The organism is Crossiella sp. CA198 (assembly GCF_052078295.1).
Lineage (GTDB): Bacteria > Actinomycetota > Actinomycetes > Mycobacteriales > Pseudonocardiaceae > Crossiella.
On sequence record NZ_JBQJIM010000001.1, the window covers coordinates 221,373 to 242,140 of the forward strand.

The 20,768-nt window shown below is 71.2% G+C and carries 19 protein-coding genes; 6 read left to right on the top strand and 13 right to left on the bottom strand.

All coding sequences use genetic code 11. The features are described from left to right. Positions 1-5 precede the first annotated feature (5 nt). Positions 6-707, bottom strand: a complete 702-nt coding sequence (locus tag ACTOWY_RS01160; RefSeq protein WP_441307722.1) for an MBL fold metallo-hydrolase — start codon at positions 705-707, stop codon at positions 6-8. A 186-nt stretch (positions 708-893) separates the two neighbouring features. Here ACTOWY_RS01160 and ACTOWY_RS01165 point away from each other — a divergent pair, with 186 nt between their 5' ends. Next, complete coding sequence (locus ACTOWY_RS01165; protein WP_441307723.1) at positions 894-1,739, top strand: peptidylprolyl isomerase; 846 nt, start codon at positions 894-896, stop codon at positions 1,737-1,739. A 407-nt stretch (positions 1,740-2,146) separates the two neighbouring features. Beyond that, positions 2,147-4,954 (top strand): LamG-like jellyroll fold domain-containing protein, encoded by a 2,808-nt coding sequence (locus tag ACTOWY_RS01170; RefSeq protein ID WP_441307724.1) that lies wholly within the window; start codon positions 2,147-2,149, stop codon positions 4,952-4,954. Positions 4,955-5,254: 300 nt separating this feature from the next. Here ACTOWY_RS01170 and ACTOWY_RS01175 read toward each other — a convergent pair whose 3' ends face one another. The 9 genes from ACTOWY_RS01175 to ruvC all read right to left on the bottom strand — a co-directional run bounded on the left by ACTOWY_RS01175 (position 5,255) and on the right by ruvC (position 14,746). Then, positions 5,255-7,552 carry a RelA/SpoT family protein gene (locus tag ACTOWY_RS01175; protein WP_441307725.1) on the bottom strand — a complete coding sequence of 766 codons (2,298 nt, stop codon included), beginning with the start codon at positions 7,550-7,552 and terminating at the stop codon, positions 5,255-5,257. A 335-nt stretch (positions 7,553-7,887) separates the two neighbouring features. Continuing rightward, on the bottom strand, positions 7,888-8,097 hold the full coding sequence (locus ACTOWY_RS01180; protein WP_441307726.1) for a hypothetical protein: 210 nt from the start codon (positions 8,095-8,097) through the stop codon (positions 7,888-7,890). Positions 8,098-8,255: 158 nt separating this feature from the next. Further along, positions 8,256-8,816 carry an adenine phosphoribosyltransferase gene (locus ACTOWY_RS01185; RefSeq protein ID WP_441307958.1) on the bottom strand — a complete coding sequence of 187 codons (561 nt, stop codon included), beginning with the start codon at positions 8,814-8,816 and terminating at the stop codon, positions 8,256-8,258. Positions 8,817-8,872: 56 nt separating this feature from the next. Then, positions 8,873-10,123, bottom strand: a complete 1,251-nt coding sequence (secF, locus tag ACTOWY_RS01190; RefSeq protein WP_441307727.1) for a protein translocase subunit SecF — start codon at positions 10,121-10,123, stop codon at positions 8,873-8,875. A 1-nt stretch (position 10,124) separates the two neighbouring features. Then, on the bottom strand, positions 10,125-11,840 hold the full coding sequence (gene secD, locus ACTOWY_RS01195) for a protein translocase subunit SecD (protein WP_441307728.1): 1,716 nt from the start codon (positions 11,838-11,840) through the stop codon (positions 10,125-10,127). Positions 11,841-12,011: 171 nt separating this feature from the next. Beyond that, complete coding sequence (gene yajC / locus ACTOWY_RS01200) at positions 12,012-12,350, bottom strand: preprotein translocase subunit YajC (protein WP_441307729.1); 339 nt, start codon at positions 12,348-12,350, stop codon at positions 12,012-12,014. Between the two features lie 154 nt (positions 12,351-12,504). Continuing rightward, entirely contained in the window at positions 12,505-13,542 is a 1,038-nt protein-coding gene (gene ruvB, locus ACTOWY_RS01205) for a Holliday junction branch migration DNA helicase RuvB (RefSeq protein ID WP_441307730.1), read from the bottom strand. A gap of 12 nt (positions 13,543-13,554) precedes the next feature. Further along, positions 13,555-14,151 (bottom strand): Holliday junction branch migration protein RuvA, encoded by a 597-nt coding sequence (ruvA, locus tag ACTOWY_RS01210; protein WP_441307731.1) that lies wholly within the window; start codon positions 14,149-14,151, stop codon positions 13,555-13,557. A gap of 4 nt (positions 14,152-14,155) precedes the next feature. Continuing rightward, a complete protein-coding gene (ruvC, locus tag ACTOWY_RS01215) occupies positions 14,156-14,746 on the bottom strand; it encodes a crossover junction endodeoxyribonuclease RuvC (RefSeq protein WP_441307732.1) in 591 nt (196 codons plus the stop codon). A gap of 160 nt (positions 14,747-14,906) precedes the next feature. On the opposite strand from ruvC, the gene ACTOWY_RS01220 reads away from it, so the two are divergent. The 4 genes from ACTOWY_RS01220 to ACTOWY_RS01235 all read left to right on the top strand — a co-directional run bounded on the left by ACTOWY_RS01220 (position 14,907) and on the right by ACTOWY_RS01235 (position 19,162). Beyond that, positions 14,907-16,532, top strand: a complete 1,626-nt coding sequence (locus tag ACTOWY_RS01220; RefSeq protein WP_441307733.1) for an FAD-binding oxidoreductase — start codon at positions 14,907-14,909, stop codon at positions 16,530-16,532. Between the two features lie 43 nt (positions 16,533-16,575). Then, positions 16,576-17,637 carry a serpin family protein gene (locus tag ACTOWY_RS01225; protein WP_441307734.1) on the top strand — a complete coding sequence of 354 codons (1,062 nt, stop codon included), beginning with the start codon at positions 16,576-16,578 and terminating at the stop codon, positions 17,635-17,637. Between the two features lie 185 nt (positions 17,638-17,822). After that, positions 17,823-18,701: a carbohydrate kinase family protein gene (locus tag ACTOWY_RS01230; RefSeq protein WP_441307735.1), complete on the top strand. Its 879-nt coding sequence runs from the start codon at positions 17,823-17,825 to the stop codon at positions 18,699-18,701. A gap of 59 nt (positions 18,702-18,760) precedes the next feature. Further along, positions 18,761-19,162 (top strand): pyridoxamine 5'-phosphate oxidase family protein, encoded by a 402-nt coding sequence (locus ACTOWY_RS01235; protein ID WP_441307736.1) that lies wholly within the window; start codon positions 18,761-18,763, stop codon positions 19,160-19,162. Here the strand turns inward: ACTOWY_RS01235 and ACTOWY_RS01240 are convergent. From ACTOWY_RS01240 to ACTOWY_RS01250, 3 genes are read right to left on the bottom strand one after another with little or no spacing between them, the layout of a single operon-like run. Continuing rightward, a complete protein-coding gene (locus ACTOWY_RS01240) occupies positions 19,137-19,643 on the bottom strand; it encodes a GNAT family N-acetyltransferase (protein ID WP_441307737.1) in 507 nt (168 codons plus the stop codon). The genes ACTOWY_RS01235 and ACTOWY_RS01240 overlap by 26 nt on opposite strands. Then, positions 19,640-20,167 carry a DUF4262 domain-containing protein gene (locus ACTOWY_RS01245; protein ID WP_441307738.1) on the bottom strand — a complete coding sequence of 176 codons (528 nt, stop codon included), beginning with the start codon at positions 20,165-20,167 and terminating at the stop codon, positions 19,640-19,642. The genes ACTOWY_RS01240 and ACTOWY_RS01245 overlap by 4 nt, the downstream gene beginning before the upstream one ends. Before the next feature lie 57 nt (positions 20,168-20,224). Further along, complete coding sequence (locus ACTOWY_RS01250; RefSeq protein WP_441307739.1) at positions 20,225-20,731, bottom strand: DUF4262 domain-containing protein; 507 nt, start codon at positions 20,729-20,731, stop codon at positions 20,225-20,227. Positions 20,732-20,768 lie beyond the last annotated feature (37 nt).

A 20,768-nucleotide genomic window follows, 5' to 3' on the forward strand; every position in this document is an offset into this window, starting at 1 on the left:
GTGCTTCACAGTCCTCGGGTCGGGAAGGCCGGTGCGTCTCCGCCGGACAACCCCATCAGGAACGGGTTGCCGGCGCGCTCGCGGCCGATGGTGGTCGGGCTGCCGTGGCCGGGCAGCACCACGGTGTCGTCAGGCAGTGGCAACACCTTGGCGCGCAACGACTCCATGATCTGCGCGGAGTCGCCGCCCGGCAGGTCGGTGCGTCCGATGGACCCGGCGAAGAGGGTGTCGCCGGAGACCAGCAACCGTCCGCCTTCCTCGGCGCCGGTGCGGAAGCACACCGACCCGCCGGTATGGCCAGGGGTGTGGTCGACGGTGAAGGTCAGCCCGGCGATCTCCAGCTGCTGCCCGTCGGCCAGCTCACGCACCTCGTTCGGCTCGCGCAGTTCCAGCCTGCCGCCGAAGAACTCGGTGGCCTCCTGGCCGAAACCGCGGGCCGGGTCGCTGAGCAGCGCGCGGTCCCCGGCGTGGATCCAGGCTGGAATGTCGTGGCCGTCGCAGACCGGGGTGACGGAGAAGATGTGGTCGAAGTGGCCGTGGGTGAGCAGCACGGCCACCGGGGTGAGCCGGTACTGGCGCAGCGCCTGCTCCAGGAGTTCCTCGGCGTCCTGGCCGGGATCCACGACGACGCAGGCCTCGCCCTCGTCCGCGGCCAACAGGTAACAGTTGGCGGCGAGGGGGCCCGCGGGGAACCCGGCGACGAGCACGGGGAAACCTCCTGGTCGACTGCTGGTGGCGTGTCCCCCTAGCCTAGCGAGCGGTTCCCACCGGATTTCGCGGGTCGGGGCGACTGACGGCGGGTACCGCCACACGGGCCTTACACGATCCGATCTAGACTCCGCGCGCCACCACCACATCAACTTGACCAGGTCGACCCCCAGGGGAGGATCCACGTGCCGAGCAACGAGCAACGGCGCCAGGCTGCCAAGCGCAAGCTGGAGCGGCAGCTGGAACGCCGGGCGGTGCGCGCCAAGCGCCGTCGTGTGATCGGCGCGGCGGTCACCGCCGTGGCGGTCCTCCTGGTCGGCGGCGGCATCTACTGGTTGGCGACCTCGGAGAGCACCCCGGACGCCGCGGCGAACCCGTCGGACACCTCGACCACGCCGCCGCCCCCGCCGGGCAAGCAGACCGAGGGCCCGTGCAAGTACACCGAGACGCCGGCCGAGCCCGCGGCCAAGGAGGCGGGGCTGCCGCCGGATGTCAGCCCGACCCCGGACAAGGGCACCGCGCAGGTGGACCTCAAGACCAGCCAGGGCGCGATCGCGCTGACGCTGGACCGGGCAAAGGCGCCGTGCACGGTGCAGAGCGTCACGCACCTGGTGGCCAAGAAGTACTTCGACAACACCGTCTGCCACCGGATGACCACCGGCGAGGGCCTGAAGGTGCTGCAGTGCGGCGACCCGCAGGGCACCGGCCGCGGCGGCCCCGGGTACACGATCAAGGACGAGAAGCCGAAGGACCTGAAGCAGGGTCAGCAGGGCGCGAGCATCTACCCGCGCGGCACCCTGGCGATGGCCAAGACGCAGGCGCCGGACAGTGGCGGCAGCCAGTTCTTCATGGTGTACGCCGATTCCCAGCTCCCGCCGGAGTACACGGTGTTCGGTTCGGTGTCCGAGGAGGGCCTGAAGGTGCTCGACAAGGTCGCCGCCGGCGGCGTCGAGGCGCCGCAGGGCGGACAGCCCGGTGACGGCAAGCCGAAGCTCGAGGTCAAGATCGAGACGGCCACGCTGAAGGGCTGACCGCTCCCGAGTTCGACGAACCCCCGGCCGGGTTTCCCGGCCGGGGGTTCGTTTTTTCGCGTCCCGCCGGGCTTCCGGGGCCGGGGGGCGGCTTCGCGTCCCGCTGGGCTTCCGGGTCCCGGGGGTCGGCTTGCACTCCGTCGGGCTTCTCCGCGCGGGGTTTGGTTTCGCGTCCTGCTGGATTAACTTCACTGGACACTGAAGCCACTGTGCCTGCCGACGTTCCGGAAGGCGGGCGTCCGGCCTCGCCGGTGCGCCGATGAGCTGCCCTGATGGCGGATTGCTACCAAACGATTGCGCAGGGTAGTTGTTGAGTACCGGGCGGGGGCCGGGTGTTCGCTTCGTCGCCGCGAGCCTTGGGGGCCCGGATGTCCGTGCTGCGCGTAGTTCTCGCTGCCCTGTTGACCTTGACCGCGCTGGTGGCACTGCCCGCCGCCCCGGCAACGGCCACACCGCCGGGGTTCACCGACACGGTCGCGTTGTCCGGGCTGCACGCGCCGACCAACGTGGCCTTCGCCCCGGACGGCCGGATCTTCATCACCGAGAAGAGCGGCCTGGTCAAGGTCTTCGACGGGCCAGCCGATCCGACCCCGACGGTCTTCGCCGATCTGCGGGGGCAGGTCCAGGACTACTGGGACCGCGGACTGCTCGGACTGGCGGTGCATCCGCGGTTCCCGGCGGTGCCGCACGTCTACGTGGCCTACACCTACGACGCGCTGCCCGGTGGCGCGCCGCCTGCCTGGGGCGACACCTGCCCGGATCCGCCGGGCGCGACCGTGGACGGGTGTGTGGTGCAGGGGCGGGTGTCCCGCCTGGTCGCCAACGGGGACGTCGGCACCGAGCAGGTGGTGCTGACCTCCTGGTGCCAGCAGTTCCCCAGCCACACCGTGGGTGAGCTGCGCTTCGGCGCGGACGAGGCGCTCTACGTCAGCGCCGGTGACGGGGCCAGTTTCAACTACGCCGACTGGGGCCAGACCAAGAACCCGTGCGCGGATCCGCCCGGCGTGGCCGGGGTGAACCTGGCGCCGCCGGACGCGCAGGGCGGGGCGTTGCGGGCGCAGTCGGTGCGGCGCCCGGCGAACCTGCCGCGGACGTTGAGCGGCAGCATGATCCGGATCGACCCGAACACCGGCGCCGGGCTGCCGGGCAGTCCGTTCGCGGGCAGCGCGGACGCCAACGCGCGGCGGGTGACCGCGCACGGGCTGCGCAACCCGTTCCGGTTCGCGGTGCGGCCGGGCACCGCCGAGCTGTGGGTGGCCGATGTCGGCTGGGGCACCTGGGAGGAGATCAACCGGATCACCAACCCGGCGGACGCCACCGCGGAGAACTTCGGCTGGCCCTGTTTCGAGGGCGCGGCCCGGCAGGGCGGCTACGACGGGGCGAACCTGGACTCCTGCGAACAGCTCTACGCCGCGGGCGGGCAGCAGGCCCCGCACTACGCCTACCGGCACGACGCCTCGGTGGTGGCCGGGGACGGCTGTCCAACCGGGAGTTCCTCGGTGACCGGGCTGGCCTTCGAGCAGGGCAGCGCCTATCCCGCCGAGTACCGGGGCGCGTTGTTCTTCGCCGACTCCTCCCGCGGCTGCGTGTGGGCCATGCAGGTCGGCGCGAACGGGCTGCCGGATCCGGCGAAGATCGTCACCGTGGCGACCGGGGTGCGGATCCCGGTGGCGATCACCCGCGGCCCCGGCGGGGACATGTTCTACCTGGCGCTGGGCGCGGGCGAGTTGCGGCGGCTGAGCTACCCGTCGGGCAACCGGGTGCCGGTCGCGGTGGCCACCGCGACCCCGGCCAGCGGTCCGGTGCCGCTGACGGTGCGCTTCGACGGCAGCCAGTCCACCGACCCGGACGCCGACACCCTGACCTACGCCTGGGACCTCGACGGCGACGGCGCCTACGACGACTCCCCCCTGCCGCGGCCGAGCTTCACCTACACCCAGGTCGGCGAGGTGCGGGCCGGGCTGCGGGTGACCGACCCCGGCGGGCTGTCCGGGACCACCACGGTCACCGTGACCGCCGGGCAGCCGCCACCGCGGGACCCGGTGCCGGTGATCGAGAACCCGACCGCCGCGCTGCGCTGGCAGGTGGGACAGCGGATCCCGTTCACCGGCAGCGCCACCGACCCCCAGGACGGCAGGCTGCCGCCCTCGGCGCTGACCTGGCGGCTGCTGCTGCACCACTGCCCAAGCAACTGCCACACCCACCCGGTGCAGAGCTTCCCCGGCGTGGCCGGCGGCGAGTTCTTCGCCCCTGACCACGAGTTCCCGTCCTACCTGGAGCTGGTGCTCACCGCCCGCGACTCCGGTGGCCGGGAGGCCAGCACCTCGGTGCGGCTGGACCCGCGCACGGTGAACCTGACCTTCACCAGCGACCCGCCCGGCCTGCAACTGACCACGTTCGCCCAGACCCAGACCACCCCGTTCACCCGCACGGTGATCGTCGGCTCGGCCAACTCGGTGTCCGCGCCGAGCCCACAGTCCTTGTCCGGCACCACTTTCGGCTTCACCGGCTGGTCCGACGGCGGCGCGAACAGCCACGTGATCACCGCACCGGCCACCGCGACCACCTACACCGCGGGCTACCGGGCGACCGGGTTGCTGGCCGAGTACGGCTTCGACGCCGGCAGCGGCACCGGCGCGGCCGATGACAGCGGGAACGGCCGGGCTGGCACGGTGTCCGGGGCGACCTGGGTGACGACTGGGCGGTTCGGGCGGGCGTTGCGCTTCGACGGGGTCAACGACTGGGTCACCGTGCCCAATCACGCCAGCCTGTCCCCCGCCCGGTTCACCCTGTCCGCGTGGGTGCAGCCGGGCACGCTGAGCACGCAGTGGCGCACGATCGCCTTGCGGGAGACCACGAACGGGCTCAGCTACGGGCTGTACGCGAGTTCGCCGGCCAGGGGACCGGGTGCGGCGGTGCGGGTCGGCGGAGTGGAACGGGACACCGCGGGCGCCACCGCGTTGCCCGCCAACGCCTGGTCCTATGTCAGCAGCACCTACGACGGGACCACGTTGCGGCTCTACGTCAACGGGACGCTGGTGTCGAGCCAGGCCGTGGCCGGGTCGGTGACCGCGTCTGCCGGGGCGTTGCGGATCGGCGGGAACGCGGTGTGGGGCAACGAGTTCTTCGCCGGGATGATCGACGAGGTGCGGTTGTACGACCGGGCGCTGAGCCCCGCCGAACTCACCGCGGACATGACCCGGCCGGTGAACTGACCCCGGAGTGTTGGCCGTTGTCGTACGGGGTCTTGGCCGTTGTCGTACGGGGTCTTGGCCGTTGTCGTACGGGGGCGCCATGGGGTGGCGGAGGTTCGGACCGGACTGTGCGAGCGTCACGGACAGCGAGGTGGGCGGTTGGTCCCGCGGCACGCGGAGCGAACTGGCTCGCCCGCACCGCCCAGCCGGACGGAAACCTGGGGACCGACTCGCCGGACGGGCGTACCACAACGGCCAACAGGGCGTACGACAACGGCCAACGTGCCGTACGACAACGGCCAACACTCGGGTGTGGTTGCCTCAGCTCGCCGAGGTGACCCGGTACACGTCGTACACGCCCTCGACGTTGCGCACCGCCTTGAGCACGTGGCCGAGGTGTTTCGGGTCGCCCATCTCGAAGGCGAACCGGCTCACCGCGACCCGGTCCCGCGAGGTCGTCACCGACGCCGACAGGATGTTCACCCGCTCGTCGGCGAGGACCTTGGTGATGTCGGAGAGCAGCCGGTGCCGGTCCAGGGCCTCGACCTGGATGGCGACCAGGAAGACCGAGGAGGCCGAGGGGGCCCATTCGACCTCCAGGAGGCGTTCCGGGCTGGCCTGGAGTTCCTCGCTGTTGGTGCAGTCGGTGCGGTGCACGCTGACGCCGCCGCCGCGGGTGACGAAACCGAGGATCTCATCACCCGGCACGGGGGTGCAGCAGCGGGCGAGTTTGACCCAGACGTCACTGGTGCCCTTGACCACCACGCCCGCGTCCACGCCGCGGCGGCGTTGCACGGTGGACGGGGTGGCGCGGTCGGCCAGCTCCTCCTCGGCGTGCTCGACGCCGCCGAGCAGGGCGACCAGGCGTTGCACCAGGTGCCGGGCGGAGACGTGGCCTTCGCCGACGGCGGCGTAGAGGGAGCTGACGTCGAGGTAGCGGAGTTCGCGGGCCAGCGCGGTGACCGAGTCGGCCGAGACCAGGCGCTGCATGGGCAGGCCGACCCGGCGGACCTCCTTGGCGATCTGGTCCTTGCCCGCCTCGATCGCCTCTTCGCGGCGTTCCTTGGCGAACCACTGCTTGATCTTGGTCTTGGCGCGTGGGCTGGCCGCGAACTGCAGCCAGTCACGGCTGGGGCCGGCTCCTTCGGCCTTGGAGGTGAAGATCTCCACGACCTCGCCGTTGTCCAGCTTGCGCTCGAGGGCGACGAGGCGGCCGTTGACGCGGGCGCCGATGCAGCGGTGGCCGACCTCGGTGTGCACGGCGTAGGCGAAGTCGACCGGGGTGGACCCGGAGGGCAGGGTGACCACATCGCCCTTGGGCGTGAAGACGAAGATCTCCTTGACCGCGAGGTCGTAGCGCAGCGACTCCAGGAACTCGCCGGGGTCGGCGGCTTCCCGCTGCCAGTCCAGGAGCTGGCGCATCCAGGCCATGTCGTCGACCTCGACGCCCTTGTGCGTGCCCCTGGTCTCCTTGTACCGCCAGTGCGCGGCGATGCCGTACTCGGCGGTGCGGTGCATCTCGTAGGTGCGGATCTGCACTTCGAGTGGCTTGCCGTCGGGGCCGATCACGGTGGTGTGCAGTGACTGGTACACGCCGAAGCGGGGCTGGGCGACGTAGTCCTTGAACCGGCCGGGCATGGGCTGCCAGAGCGCGTGCACCACGCCCATCGCGGCGTAGCAGTCGCGCACCTCGTCGACCAGGATGCGCACGCCGACCAGGTCGTGGATGTCGTCGAAGTCGCGGCCGCGGACGATCATCTTCTGGTGGATGGAGTAGTAGTGCTTGGGGCGGCCTTCCACCCTGGCCAGGATGCGCGCGGCCTCCAGATGGCCGGACAGCTCGTCGGTGACCTTGCGCAGGTGCTTGTCCCGGCTGGGCGCGCGGTTGGCGACCAGGCGGACGATCTCGTCGTACTTCTTGGGCTGCAGGATCGCGAAGGCGAGGTCCTCCAGTTCCCACTTCACCGTGGCCATGCCCAGCCGGTGCGCGAGCGGGGCGAGCACTTCGAGGGTCTCGCGGGCCTTGCGGGCCTGCTTCTCCGGGGCCAGGAAGCGCATGGTGCGCATGTTGTGCAGCCGGTCGGCCAGCTTGATGACCAGCACGCGCGGGTCGCGGGCCATGGCGATGACCATCTTGCGGATGGTCTCGGCCTCGGCGGCGGCGCCCAGTTTGACCTTGTCCAGCTTGGTGACGCCGTCGACCAGGTGCGCGACCTCGGTGCCGAACTCCTCGCTGAGGGATTCCAGGGAGTAGTCGGTGTCCTCGACGGTGTCGTGCAGCAGCGCGGCGACCAGGGTGATGGTGTCCATGCCCAGCTCGGCCAGGATGGTGGCCACGGCGAGCGGGTGGGTGATGTAGGGGTCCCCGGACTTGCGGCGCTGGTGCCGGTGCTTGTCCTCGGCGACGTCGTAGGCGCTCTGCAGCAGCGCCAGGTCGGCCTTGGGGTGCAGTTCGCGGTGCACGGCGGCCAGTGGTTCCAGGACCTGCTTGACCGGGGCGGCGCGCTGCGCGGTGATCCGCCGGGCCAGCCGTGCGCGCACCCTGCGGGTGGCTGAGGGCGGCGGCGCGGGGAGCGCCGGCTGCGCCGCTACTACGGAGGCTTCGACGTCTTGACTCAAGTGCACGCTCCCGGATTGCCTCGGGTGCCGGGGCCACCGACCCCGGTAACCGAGGATAACGCCACTTCCCGAGCGGAACGCGCGGGTGTTCGACGAACGTGAAGAGTCACACGATGAATAGCGTCCGGGTTAACGTCGGACCGATCATTTTTCGCCGTGCGTGCCGCCCCGGTCACCGAGCGTGCGCGCCGGCGACCGGGACTCGGCTGTCAGTGCGACCCGGCAGAGCAGCGCGACCCGACAGAGCAGCCCCGCCGGGCGCGCGGGCTCGACGGGGCTGCTCGGCAGCGGGGAGTCGCCGGGTGGCGGGCGGCGACTGCCCGCGAGCCGGTGGGTCAGCGACGACAGGTCGCCATGCCCAGGGGCAGTTCGGCGCCGTCGGGGCACCAGCCGGCCGGGGCCGGGGCGGTGCAGGGACCGGGGCCCTTGCACCAGCCGCTCTCCGCGGCCTTGCTCTCCGTGGCACCCACGACGAGCAGCAGGGCGGTCGCGGCGATCGCGGCGGTGCACACACTGGCGATACGACGTACAACAGTTGAGGTCATGGCAAGTCCCCCGTTGGTGTGGTGGCCGGGCGGTGGCGGCTCGGCTCGGTGTGCCACAGGTCACCAGGTTAGCCCGATCGAGCGACGGGGGGATTGTCTTTTGGTGCACAAGAACGCGCCGGGAATTGTCTCCCGGCGCGTCCGTGATCGTTCCGATTTCAGACCGTGCGCAGTGCCGTGACCTGGTGTCCGGCCAGTGCGGCCCGGCCGTTGAGGGCGGCGATCTCCAGCACCACCACGACTCCGGCGACCACTCCCCCGGCCTGCTCGACCAGCCGGCAGGCCGCGGCCGCGGTGCCGCCGGTGGCGAGCACGTCGTCGATGATGGCGACTCGCTGGCCGGGCTGGATGGCGCCGATGGCGATCTCCAGTTCGGCGGTGCCGTATTCGAGGGCGTAGCTGACCTTCGCGGCGACCGCGGGCAGTTTGCCGGCTTTACGCACCGGCACCACGCCGACGCCGCAGCCGTAGGCCACCGGGGCGGCCAGGAGGAAGCCGCGGGCCTCGATCCCGGCTACCAGGTCGGCTGGCGGGCAGGCCGCGGCCACGCCGTAGACCAGCGCGCCGAGTGCCTTGGCCTCGGCGAGCACCGGGGTCAGGTCGCGGAAGAGCACGCCGGGTTCGGGGAAGTCGGGCACGTCCCGGATCAGGTCCAGGGCGCCTTCCAGGTCACCGGCCAGGGTGACCTGTTTGACCAGGGCCTGCTGGGCGGCGGCCATGGCCTCGCCGACGCCGCTGACGGCGGCGGCGAGGTCCGGCTGCTGCTGTGCTCCGGTCACCGGCCGCGCTTGCCGGTCGGGCGGGCCCGACGGGCCGCGTCGGTGGCCTTGGCGGTGCGGCCGGGCACGCTGGCCGCGGCGCTGACCGCCTGCTCGCGCCGGAATTCAGCGTCCAGGCTGTCCTCGTCGGTGGGCTCGAAGTGCTCACCGGCCGCGGCGGCCTCGGCCTTGCGGGCCAGGTTGGCTCGGCGCTGGGCGACCCGCTGGGCCTGCTGCTGGTACTTCGGCTCGGTCATCTTCAACGTCACCACCAGCGGCGAGGCCAGGAAGATCGAGGAGAAGACACCGGAGATCATGCCGGTCATCTGCACCAGCGCGAGGTCCTTGAGGGTGCCGACGCCGAGCACGCCGACGCCGATGGCCAGCAGCGCGAACACCGGCAGCACCGCGATCAGCGAGGTGTTGAGCGAGCGCACCAGGGTCTGGTTGACCGCCAGGTTGGTGGCCTCGCCGTAGCTGCGGCGGGTGAGTCCGAGCAGGCCGCGGGTGTTCTCCTTGACCTTGTCGAAGACCACCACGGTGTCATACAGCGAGAAGCCGAGGATGGTGAGCAGACCGATCACGGTGGCCGGGGTGACCTCGAAGCCGACGATGGAGTACACGCCCGCGGTGACGATGAGGTCGAAGGCCAGCGCGGCCAGCGCGCCCACGGCCATCCACTTCTCGAAGTAGAAGATCAGGAACAGCGTGACCAGCACCAGGAACACGATCAGCGCGATGATCGCCTGGTTGGTGATCGCACCGCCCCAGGACCCGGACACGGCGCTGTCGCTGATCACCGTCGGCACGCTCAGCCCGTTCACGTCCTTGGGCTTGAGCTGGTTGAACAGCGCGTCACGCAGCTTGGTGACCTGCTCGGAGGACAGCGCCTCGGAGCGGATCTGGATGGTCTGGCTGGTGCCGCTGCCCGCGGTCTGCACCGAGGCGGCTTCCTTGCCGACCGACTGCTGGTAGATGTCCTTGACCTGCTGGTCGGTGATGGCCGGGCCGCTGACGCTGCTGGTCGGCATGGACAGCTTGGTGCCGCCCTTGAAGTCGATGCCCAGCTCGAAGCCCTTGAACAGCATCGAGCCGAGGCAGATCAGGAACAGGATCGAGGTGGCGATGTACCAGATCTTGCGCTTGCCGATGATGTCCAGCGCGCCGTTGCCCAGGTAGAGCCGGGTGAAGAAGGATTCCCTCTTCTTGGGCCGCTGGGTGCTCTCCAGGGTGGGGGCCACCACGGCTCCGGTCTCGTTGTCAGCCATCTCAGGCCTCCTTCACGGCAGTGGTGGCGGCCGGGGCGGCCTTGCGGTAAGTCGCGTTGAACCGCTGTGCCTCGCCGAGTCCGGACAGGCCGGGGCTGGAGAGGAACTTGGACTGGGAGGCCAGCGAGACCAGCGGGTGGGTCACCAGGAACACGATCACCAGGTCGAGCACGGTGGACATGCCCAAGGTGAAGGCGAAGCCCTTCACCTGGCCGACGGCCAGGATGTAGAGCACCGCGGCGGCCAGGAAGCTGACCGCGTCGGCGGAGAGGATGGTGCGCCGGGCGCGGACCCAGGAGCGCGGCACCGCGGAGCGGAAGCTGCGGCCCTCGCGCACCTCGTCCTTGAGTCTCTCGAAGAAGACGATGAAGGAGTCGGCGGTGATGCCGATGGCGATGATGAATCCGGCGACACCGGCGAGGTCGAGGGTGAAGCCCACCCAGCGGCCCAGCAGCACCAGCACCGCGAAGACCACCAGACCGGTCAGGACCAGCGACAACGCGGTGAGCACGCCCAGCGCCCGGTAGTAGAACAGGCAGTAGACCAGCACCAGGCCCAGGCCGATGAGACCGGCGATCAGGCCGGCCTGCAGCGAGGCGAAGCCCAGCGTCGCGGAGACGGTCTCGAACTCCGACTGCTCGAAGTTCAGCGGCAGCGAGCCGTATTTGAGCGCGTTGGCCAGCTGCTGGGCCTCGTTCTGGGTGAACTGGCCGGTGATCTGGGTGCTGCCGCCGACGATCGCCTCGTTGATCGAGGGCGCGGAGACGACCTTGGTGTCGAGCACGAACGCGGCGCGCTTGCCGACGTTCTTGGAGGTGAACTCGGCCCAGGTCTTCACGCCGTCGCCGTGGAAGTTCAGCGTGACCACGAAGCCGGGGCCCTGGCTGTTGGCCTGCGCGCTGGCGTCGGAGATCTGCTTGCCGTCCAGGAACACCGGGCCGAGGATCAGCTTCTCGGTGCCCTTCTCATCACAGGTGGCCAGGGGCAGCTTGGGGTCGTCCAGGCCGGTGAGCGGGTCGGCGGCCTTGCAGTCCAGGGTCGCCAGCGCGAGCTGCTGCATCTGCTGGTCGCTGACCAGCGCCGGGTTCTGCCGGATCTCCTTGGCCTGCTTGATGGCCTCGGGCCCGGCCTTGGGCGCGGGCGGCGCGCTGCTGCTGGGCGGCGGCGCGGCCGAGGAGCTGGGCTGCCCGGTGCCAGTGGGCTGCTGGGCGGGGGCGATCCGGCCCTGCGGCTTCGGCGAGCTGGTCGGGGCGCCCGCGGCCGGACCGGAGGTGGTCGGCTTGGGCGCGTTGGAGCCGGAGGGCTGGTTGCCGGTGCTGGGTGCCGGCTGGTTCGTCGCGGGGACCGCGCCGATCACCTGGCGGAAGCCCAGCACGGCGGTGCGGCCCAGGCTGCGGGCCTCATCCGGGTTGTTGCCGGGGACCGTGATCACCAGGTTGGTGCCGTCCTGCACGACCTCGGCGCCGGAGATGCCGGAGCCGTTGACACGCCGGTCGATGATCTCGCGGGCCAGGTTGAGCGACTCCGCGGAGGGCGGGGCGCCGCTCTCCGACCGCGCGGTCAGCGTGACCCGCGTGCCGCCCTGCAGATCGATGCCCAGCTTCGGCTTCGCCTGCCCGTCACCGGTGAAGAACACCAGTGAGTAGAGCACGACAACGATCAGTCCGAAGGCGGCGAGGTTGCGCCACGGGCGTACATGCCCAGCCGGAGGTGCCACGGTGCGTCGGTCTCCTCAAGCCAACGGGGCCGTCTGCTGGCCCCGTTGCCGATGGTCAGTGGAAGTCGACCACCCTGCCCGCATCGGGCGAGACAAGGCGGTGCGCCCCCGCGCACGCTGCCTGCGGGGGCGCCAGAGCCTAGCGCGCCAGGAAAACCTGACGTTAGCGTCTTACCGGTTGTTCTTTCCCTGCTCAAGGGGCGGGGCGATCTCGGCCTTGCTCTCGTTGGCCTTCTCCGCCGCCGCGGGGGCCGGGATCTCGTCGACCTCGTCGACCTCCACGTCCTCGTCGGCGGTGTCCTTGACCTTCTCGCGGACCGCCGCGCGCACCCATTCGGTGGTCACACCGGGGGCGAGTTCGAGCAGGATGGTGGTGTCGTCCTCGGCGTCGACCACCGTCGCGTACAGCCCGGAGGTGGTCATGACCCGGTCACCAGGCGCGAGCGAGTTCTGCAGCGACTGCTGGTCCGCGATGGCCCTCTTCTGCTTGCGGACGCTGAGGAACATCATGACCCCGAGCCCGACAATGAGGAGCGGGAAGATAAATGACGGGTCCATCATTCTCCGTTCGGCGGAGGCCGCCCTGACGGCCTGACCTCCGGTTTGTTCGGGTATGCGGGTACGAGTGTGCCAGGTGTCACTCGCTGTGCGGCCGGGGCGGGGGCTAACCCACCTCGCCGGGAGCCTGGGCCGGGGGTTCAAGCCCGAGGTGACGCCATGCCGACACGGTAGCGACCCGCCCGCGCGGTGTTCGCGCGAGCATGCCCGCCCGCACCAGGTACGGCTCGCAGACCTCCTCGACGGTGGTCGGCTCCTCACCCACCGCCACGGCCAGGGTAGACACCCCGACCGGTCCGCCACCAAACGACCGCACCAAAGCACCCAGAACGGCACGATCCAGGCGGTCCAGGCCCAGCTCGTCGACATCGTAGACGCGGAGCGCGGCGTCGGCGATGTCCCTGGTCACCGCCCCGTCGGCACGCACCTCGGCGTAGTCGCGGACCCGGCGGAGCAGCCGGTTGGCGATCCGGGGGGTGCCGCGGGAGCGGCCGGCGATCTCGGCCGCGCCGTCGGGACGCAGGTCGACGCCGAGGATGGTGGCCGAGCGGGTGAGGATGCGTTCGAGTTCGCCGGGGACGTAGAACTCCATGTGCGCGGTGAAGCCGAAGCGGTCGCGCAGCGGGCCGGTCAGCGAGCCTGCCCTGGTGGTGGCGCCGACCAGGGTGAACGGGGCGATGTCCAGGGGGATGCTGGTGGCGCCGGGGCCCTTGCCGACCACGACGTCGACCCGGAAGTCCTCCATGGCCAGGTAGAGCATCTCCTCGGCGGGCCGGGCGATGCGGTGGATCTCGTCGATGAACAGGACATCGCCCTCGGCCAGGTTGGACAGCATCGCGGCCAGGTCGCCCGCGCGTTCCAGGGCGGGGCCGGAGGTCAGCCGCAGCGCGGCGCCGAGTTCGGCGGCGATGATCATGGCGAGGCTGGTCTTGCCGAGTCCGGGCGGGCCGGAGAGCAGCACGTGGTCGGGTGGGGAGCCGCGCCGCAGGGCGCCGCCGAGCACCAGTCCGAGCTGTTCGCGGACCCGGGCCTGGCCGACGAACTCGGTCAGGTTCTTCGGTCGCAGCCCGGTCTCGTCCTCCCGTTCGCCGGTGGCGGCGTAGGGGGAGAGCGGGGTTTCCTCGTCGAGGTCGTCGTCGAACACCGCGCGGCCCCGTTACTTCTTGCGCCCGAGCCCGGCCAGGGCCTGGCGCAGCACGGTGGCGGTGTCGCCGCCGCCGTCGGCGAGCACGGACTCGACGGCCTGCTCGGCCTGTTTGGCCGGGAAGCCCAGGCCCAGCAACGCTTCCACCACCTGGCCGCGGACCTGGTCGTGGCTCTCCCCCGGCAGTCCGGGGTTGCTGCTGGGCAGCAGCGCGCCGACCTTGTCCCGCAGTTCGATCACGAGTCGTTCGGCGCCCTTGCGGCCGACGCCGGGGACCTGGGTGAGCACGGTGATGTTGCCCTCGGCCAGGGCGGCGCACAGCTTGTCGGGTTCGAGCACGGCGAGCACGGCGAGGGCGAGTTTGGGGCCGACGCCGGTGACGGTCTGCAGCAGGCCGAAGAGCTCGCGGGCCTCGTCGCCGGCGAAGCCGAACAGGGTGAGGGAGTCCTCGCGCACGACCAGCGTGGTGGACAGGCGGGCCTGCTCACCGCGGCGCAGGGTGGCCAGGGTGGCGGGGGTGGTGCGCACCGCCAGGCCGACCCCGCCGACCTCGATGACGACGTGGTCGAGGCTGATGGCGAGCACCTGGCCGCGTACCGAGGAAATCACGTGATCACTTGTTCCTTGTCCGGGCGGGCTTGGCCGCCGTCCTGGCCGCGGCGGCGAGCCGGGCCTTGTGCGCCTGGGCGAGCTGGGCGGCCCTGGCCTGGGCCTCGGCCAGCCGGGACTGCATGGGCGCGCGCCAGATGTGACAGATGGCCAGGCCGAGCGCGTCGGCGGCGTCGGCCGGTTTCGGCGCCTCGGACAGGCCGAGGACCTTGGTGACCATGGCGGTGACCTGGGCCTTGTCCGCCCGGCCGGAGCCAGTCAGCGCGGCTTTCATCTCGCTGGGGGTGTGGAAGGCGACGGGCAGGTCGCGGCGGGCGGCGCACAGCGCGATCACCCCGCCCGCCTGCGCGGTGCCCATGGCGGTGCGCACGTTGTGCTGGCTGAAGACCCGTTCCACCGCGATGACATCCGGGCGGTAGCGCTCCAGCCAGAGTTCGGCGGCGTCGGCGATCTGCATCAGCCGCACCGCCAGGGGCGCGTCGACCGGGGTGCGGATGACGTCCACGGCGATGGCCCGCACGCTGCGGCCGGTGCCGCCGTCGACCACGGCGATGCCGCAGCGGGTCAGGCCGGGGTCCACTCCCAGCACGCGCACGCAGACCAACTCCCGATCAACTGGCGAACACTCGTTCGAACCCTAGAGGGCGAGCCGTTTCCCCGGGCGGGTGACACGCGAATTCGTGGACAGTCACCCGGCGACTGGGTACCGTCGACGTTGCAATGCGATCGCATTGGAACTCTTGGGGGTTCTTGAGATGAATGATGTCAGCAGACGTGGCTTCCTGGCCGGAGCCGCCGCGGTCGGCGGTCTGGCGGCCACCGGCGGCGTGGCCGCGGCGGCGCCCGCGGCCGAGGCCAGTGGTGGTCATCCGCCGCTGGGCCCGGTGACGGTGCGACCGGGCGACCCGAGGTATGAGGACCTGCGGATCAAGGGGATCAACGTCCGGTTCCGCCCGAGTCCGGAGGCCTTCCAGCTGGTCGGCTCGACCGAGCAGGTGGTGCGCGCGGTGCAGGAGGCGGTGCGCGCGGGCAAGCGGATCACCGTGCGCGGCGGCGGCCACTCCTGTGAGGACTTCGTCGGCGACGGCGCGCAGGTGATCATCGACCTGTCCCAGTTCCACGACGTCTACTTCGACCCGCGCCGCAACGCCTTCGCCATCGAGGCAGGCGCCACCCTGCGCGAGGTGTACAAGACGCTGTACCTGGGCTGGGGCGTGACCGTGCCCGGCGGGGAATGCGGCGAGGTCGGCGTCGGCGGGCACATCCAGGGCGGCGGCTACGGCCCGCAGTCCCGCAAGCTCGGCGTGATGGTGGACTACCTGTACGCGGTGGAGGTGGTGGTCGTGGACAAGGACGGCACCGCCCGCGCCGTGGTCGCCACCAGGGAACCGCACGACCCCAACCGGGACCTGTGGTGGGCGCACACCGGTGGCGGCGGCGGCAACTTCGGCGTGGTCACCCGGTACTGGATGCGCGACCCCAAGGCCAAGGGCACCGATCCGACGAAGTTGCTGCCGAAGCCGGCCGCGGCGGTGCTGGCCGGGGTCGCGCTGTGCGGCTGGGCCGAGATCGACGAGACCCGGTTCGTCCGGCTGATGCGCAACTACGGCGAGTTCATGGAGCGGCACAAGGGCGCGGACTCGCCGTACGCCTCGCTGTGGTCGGCCTTCCTGGTGCCCTGCCCGACCGAGGGCGCGCACCAGGGCGGTTTCATCATCACCGGCCAGCTCGACGCCACCGTGCCGAACGCGGACAAGCTCCTGGCGGACTATTTCGCCGCGGTCACCGCGGGTGTGGACAAGGGCGTGCACGTGCTCCCGCCCGAACGCCGGACCTGGCTGACCAGCGCGCTGTCCTCGGGCACCAACCAGGAATCGGGGCGGTACAAGCAGAAATCGGCCTACCTGCGCAAGCGCTACACCGACGAGCAGGCCAAGATCGCCTACCGGCACCTCACCAAGGCCAAGGCCCCCGAGGGCACCAACCCGCCGCCGATGCTGTGGCTGTTGTCCTTCGGCGGCAAGGTGAACACGGTCGCGCCGGAGGCCACCGCCATGCCGCAACGCGACTCCATCCTCAAGGCCACCTTCATCACCTACTGGCCCGACCCCGCCGAGGAAGCCCTGGAGATCCGCCGCGTGCGCGAGTTGTTCCGCGACCTCTACGCCGACACCGGCGGCGTCCCGGTCCCCAACGCCGCCAACGACGGCTGCTACATCAACTACCCCGACATCGACATGGCCGACCCCGCCTGGAACACCTCCGGCGTGCCCTGGCACGAGTTGTTCTACAAGGGCAACTACCCGAGGTTGCAGCAGGTCAAGGCGAAGTGGGATCCGCGCGACATCTTCCACCACGCCCTGTCCATCCGGCTGCCGTAACCGATCGGCTGCCGGGGCGCACGGGCAGGGCTAGCGTGGCGTTGTGCACGAGTTCACGCTGGCCCTGCATCGGGCGCTCACCGGTCCCGCCGACACCAACGCCTGCTGGTCGCCCTACTCCGTCGCGACCGCGCTGGGCCTGGTCGCCGAGGCGGCCAGGGGGCGATCGCGGGCGGAGATCGTCGAGCTGATCGGGGAGCCCGCGGAGCTGCTCAAGCGGGTCGCGGGGGCGGCTGAACTGTGGGCCGGGACGGTCGCGGTGACCAGCACGCTGTGGGTGGACGACGGGGTCGGGGTGCAGGAGGACTTCCTGGCGCGACTGGACGAGTGGCCGGGGGCGCGGGTCCGGGAACTGGCGTTGCGGGCGGCGCCGGAGGTGGCCCGCGGGGTGATCAACGCCGACGTCGCCGAGACCACCCACGGGCTGATCACCGAGGCGGTGCCCGCCGGGGCGATCACGCCGGAGACCCTGGTGGCGCTGGTGAACGCGCTCTACCTCAAGGTCGGCTGGCTCACGCCGTTCCGGGACGCCGACCAGACGGCCGCGCTGCCGTTCCACGCGCCGGGCGGCACGGTGCCGGTGCCGACGATGAGCCGCGGCGGCAAGCTGCGGCACCGGGCGCTGGGCGGCTGGCAGTCGGTCGTGCTGCCCGCCGACGGCGGCACCGAGGCCGTGGTGCTGCTGCCCGACGGCGACCTGGACGCGGCGAGGCTGGACGCGGAACTCCTGGACGCGCTGGCAGGCTCCGGGGTGTACCGGGAGGTGGAGCTGTTCCTGCCGCGGTTCACGGTGGCCTCGCGGCTGGAACTGGCCGATCCGCTCGGCGAACTGGGCGTGCGCACGGTCTTCGGCGAGCACGCGGACCTGGGCGGGTTGACCCCGGAGCGGGTGGCGGTCACCGCGGCCCTGCACCAGGCGGTGCTGGACGTGGACGAACAGGGCCTGGAAGGGGCGGCGGTCACCGCGATGATGTTCGGCGCGGTCTCCCTGGAACTGGACCCCGAGCCGCCCCTGGAGGTGCGGGTCGACCGGCCGTTCCTGTTCCTGGTGCGGCACCAGGAAAGCGGGGCGCCGTACTTCCTGGCCCGGGTGGCGCGGCCCTGACCGCGATCCGCCCCGGCTGTCCGCCCCTCCTCCGGCAGGATTACCCGCGGCAAGGGGAAGCCTGACCAGTCGCTTCGGGCAAGAGCGGATCGAGAATCGCGAAGTCCTGGGGAATCGGTGAACCCCGGAAACGGCGGCACGCTACGTTGAAACGTCCACCGTCACGGAGCCCGCCGGGAGACCACGTGCCGCGAGTAGCGGTGATCGGCTACGCCAGTGTCGACCACGCCATGGAAACCGGCCCGTTCCTGGCGGCGACCGGCACCACCCTGGTCCGCCGCCGCCTGTCCCACCCCTGGCCTCATCTGGGCGGCATCACCTACGCCGCCGAGGGCCTCACCGAGGCCGGACACGACATCCGCGCGGTCACCTGGGTCGGCCAGGACGCCTTCGGCGCGGCCTACACCGACCGCCTCGCCTCCTGGGGCGTCGACGTGTCCGGGGTGGACCAGAGCGGCGACCGCACCCCGTCGAACTACCTGTTCTACGCCCCCGACGAACAGGTCGTCACCGTCTACGACCCCGGCGAGCCAGTCCCCCAGTCCCTGACCGAGACCCAGCGCGCCGTCATCGCCGACAGCGACTGGGTCTGCCTGCTGGTCGGCCCCCGCCCCGTCACCGTGGAGATCCTGGACCTGCTCCGCCCCGACCAGCACCTGGCCTGGACAGTCAAAGACGACCCCGACGCCTACCCCGGCGGCCTGGTCCACCGACTCCTCTCCACCGCCTCAGTGCTGACCTTCTCCACCCGGGAACGCCTTTTCCTGGAACGAGCGGTGGCACCGAGGACGTTACGAGACCGCACCAGGGCCGAGGCCCTGCGTGCGGAAACCCAGGGTTCGGCCGGCGCCCAGTTCTGGCACAACGGCAGTTCGGGAGCGGTCGGCACCACCGCGGTCGACGCGGTGGACACCACCGGCGCCGGCGACGTGTTCTTCGCCGCGGCGGTGGCCAGCATGATCGAGGCCCCGGCGGAACCGCGCCGGGCCACCGAGGCCGGGGTGGCGGCCGCGACCGCGTTGCTGCGGTGCCGCAAGGACTCCACGGAAGGCAAGGTCTGCTGAGCCGAGGCCGGGCTGTGGGTAGGGCGGGGCGCCCGGGGTGGGCGGCATAGGGTTTGGGGGTGGGTGTTGATTTGCTGGGGCGTGGGGTGGGGTTCGCGGAGTTTTGGACTGAGCGGCGGTTGGCGTCGTTGAGTTCGGTGCGGCCGGATGGGCGGCCGCATGTGGTGCCGGTGGGGGTGACCGTGGACTTCGCGAGTGGGATCGCTCGGGTGATCACTTTTCGGCATTCGGTGAAGGCTCGGTTGGTGGCGGGGGCGGGGGCCGCGGGGCTGGCGGTGGCGGTGTGTCAGTTCGAGGGGGCGCACTGGTCGACCCTGGAAGGGCGGGCCTTGTTGCGGGAGGACGCTGAGTCGGTGGCGGATGCGGTGGCGCGGTACGCGCGGCGGTATCGGCAGCCGAAGGAGAATCCGGCTCGGGTGGTGCTGGAGATCGCGGTCAGCCGGGTGCTGGGGAACCGGTAGGCGCGGGGCGGGGTTTTTCCAGGATTGTGAGCAGGACGCCTGCTGTGTCCGGGTGTTCGGAGACCTGGGTGTAGCCGTGGCGTTTGTACAGGGTCAGGGCTTCCGTGCTGTCGGTTCCGGTGGCCAGCCAGAGGGTGGTGACCTGGGGTGGGGCGGCTTTTTCCAGGGCGTTGAGCAGGGCTCCGCCCAGGCCTTGGCCCTGGCAGTCCGGGGCCACCACCAGGCGGGCCAGTTCCATGCGGGGGCCTTCGACCAGGCCGCGGACCGCGCCGACCAGGCGGTGGGCCTGCCAGGCGCCGAGGGCAGGGATGGCGGGGTTGGCGATCGCGGTCTGGAGGTCTTCCAGGGTGTCCAGGAGTGGGGGGAGGAAGGGTTCTCGGTAGCGCTGGGCTTCGGGGAGGAAGGCGGCGCGTTGGAGGGTGAGGAGTTCGCCCGCGTGGGCGGGGTGCAGGGCGGCGATGTGGGGGGCGGGGTTCGTCATGGGCCGTTCACTCCGGGGAGCCAGCTTTCGGGGGTGCCGCTGGCGGTGAGGACTGGCTGGGCACGGTGGAAGCGGTAGCAGCCGCCTTGCCAGGGCCAGGCGTGGTCGTGGGTGGGCCAGAGCAGTTGCAGGGCGGGGAAATCGTTGCCGGGGTAGAGGGCGCGGGCTGAGGCCAGCCAGTCGGGGTAGTGCTCCTCGGCCACGCGTTCGAAGGTGACCTGGTAGCCGTCGATGAAGCCGTCGTAGCGGTAGCCGGGGGCGAAGCGTTCGCCCGCGGCGGCGCGCTCGGCGTAGCGGCGGACCAGGTCGCGGGCGTGCTGGTCGGGGGCGCCCAGGATGATGACCTCGGGGGTGTGGCGCAGGGCCCACAGGCCGACGGTGTGGTGGCTGCCGGGGATGCGCAGGCCGGTGAGCGGGTCCTGATCGGCGGCCACGGCGACCGTGGCGTAGTCGTGTTCGGCGACGTGTTTCAGCAGGTCGCGGCGGACGTCTTCCGCGGTGGCGCCGTTGCACCTGTCGCACATGCCTGAAGTCCCTCCGGTTGGCTTGTTCGAACATATGTTCGCACGAGCCACCGACAGTCAGGGGCCTTCGGGGCCGGATGTCCAACTTTCGGGGTATCCGGACTCGGTCAGCACCGGCTGCCACTCGAAGAAGCCGGCGGGGGCGTTGTCCTGCCACGGCCAGTGGCCCTCGGGCGTGGTGACGATGATCTGCATCGCCGGGAAGTTGCCCTGGGGGTGGAAGAGGAAGACGAAGCCGAGGAACTCCGGGTAGTAGCCGAGGTTGACCTTCTCGAAGGTGACCAGGCAGCCGGGCAGGAAGTCCTGGTACACCTTGCCCAGCGGGAAGCGCTCGCCGCGGGAGATGCGGTCCACGTAGGCGCCGATGACGTGCGTGGCCGCTTCCTCGGGCAGGCCGATGACGACCGCCTCGGGGGCGCCGAAGCGGCGCCAGCAGCCGACGGAGAGGGCGAAGTTGGCGGCGCCTTCTTCCTCCGGGACGTGCACGACGGCCGCGCCGTGTTGCTCGGCGGAGGCGAGGAGTTCGCGGCGGAGCTGGTCGTCGGCGGTTTCCAGGGGCGGCATGGGGTCATTCTGCCGTTCGGCGGAGGCCGGATGAGCG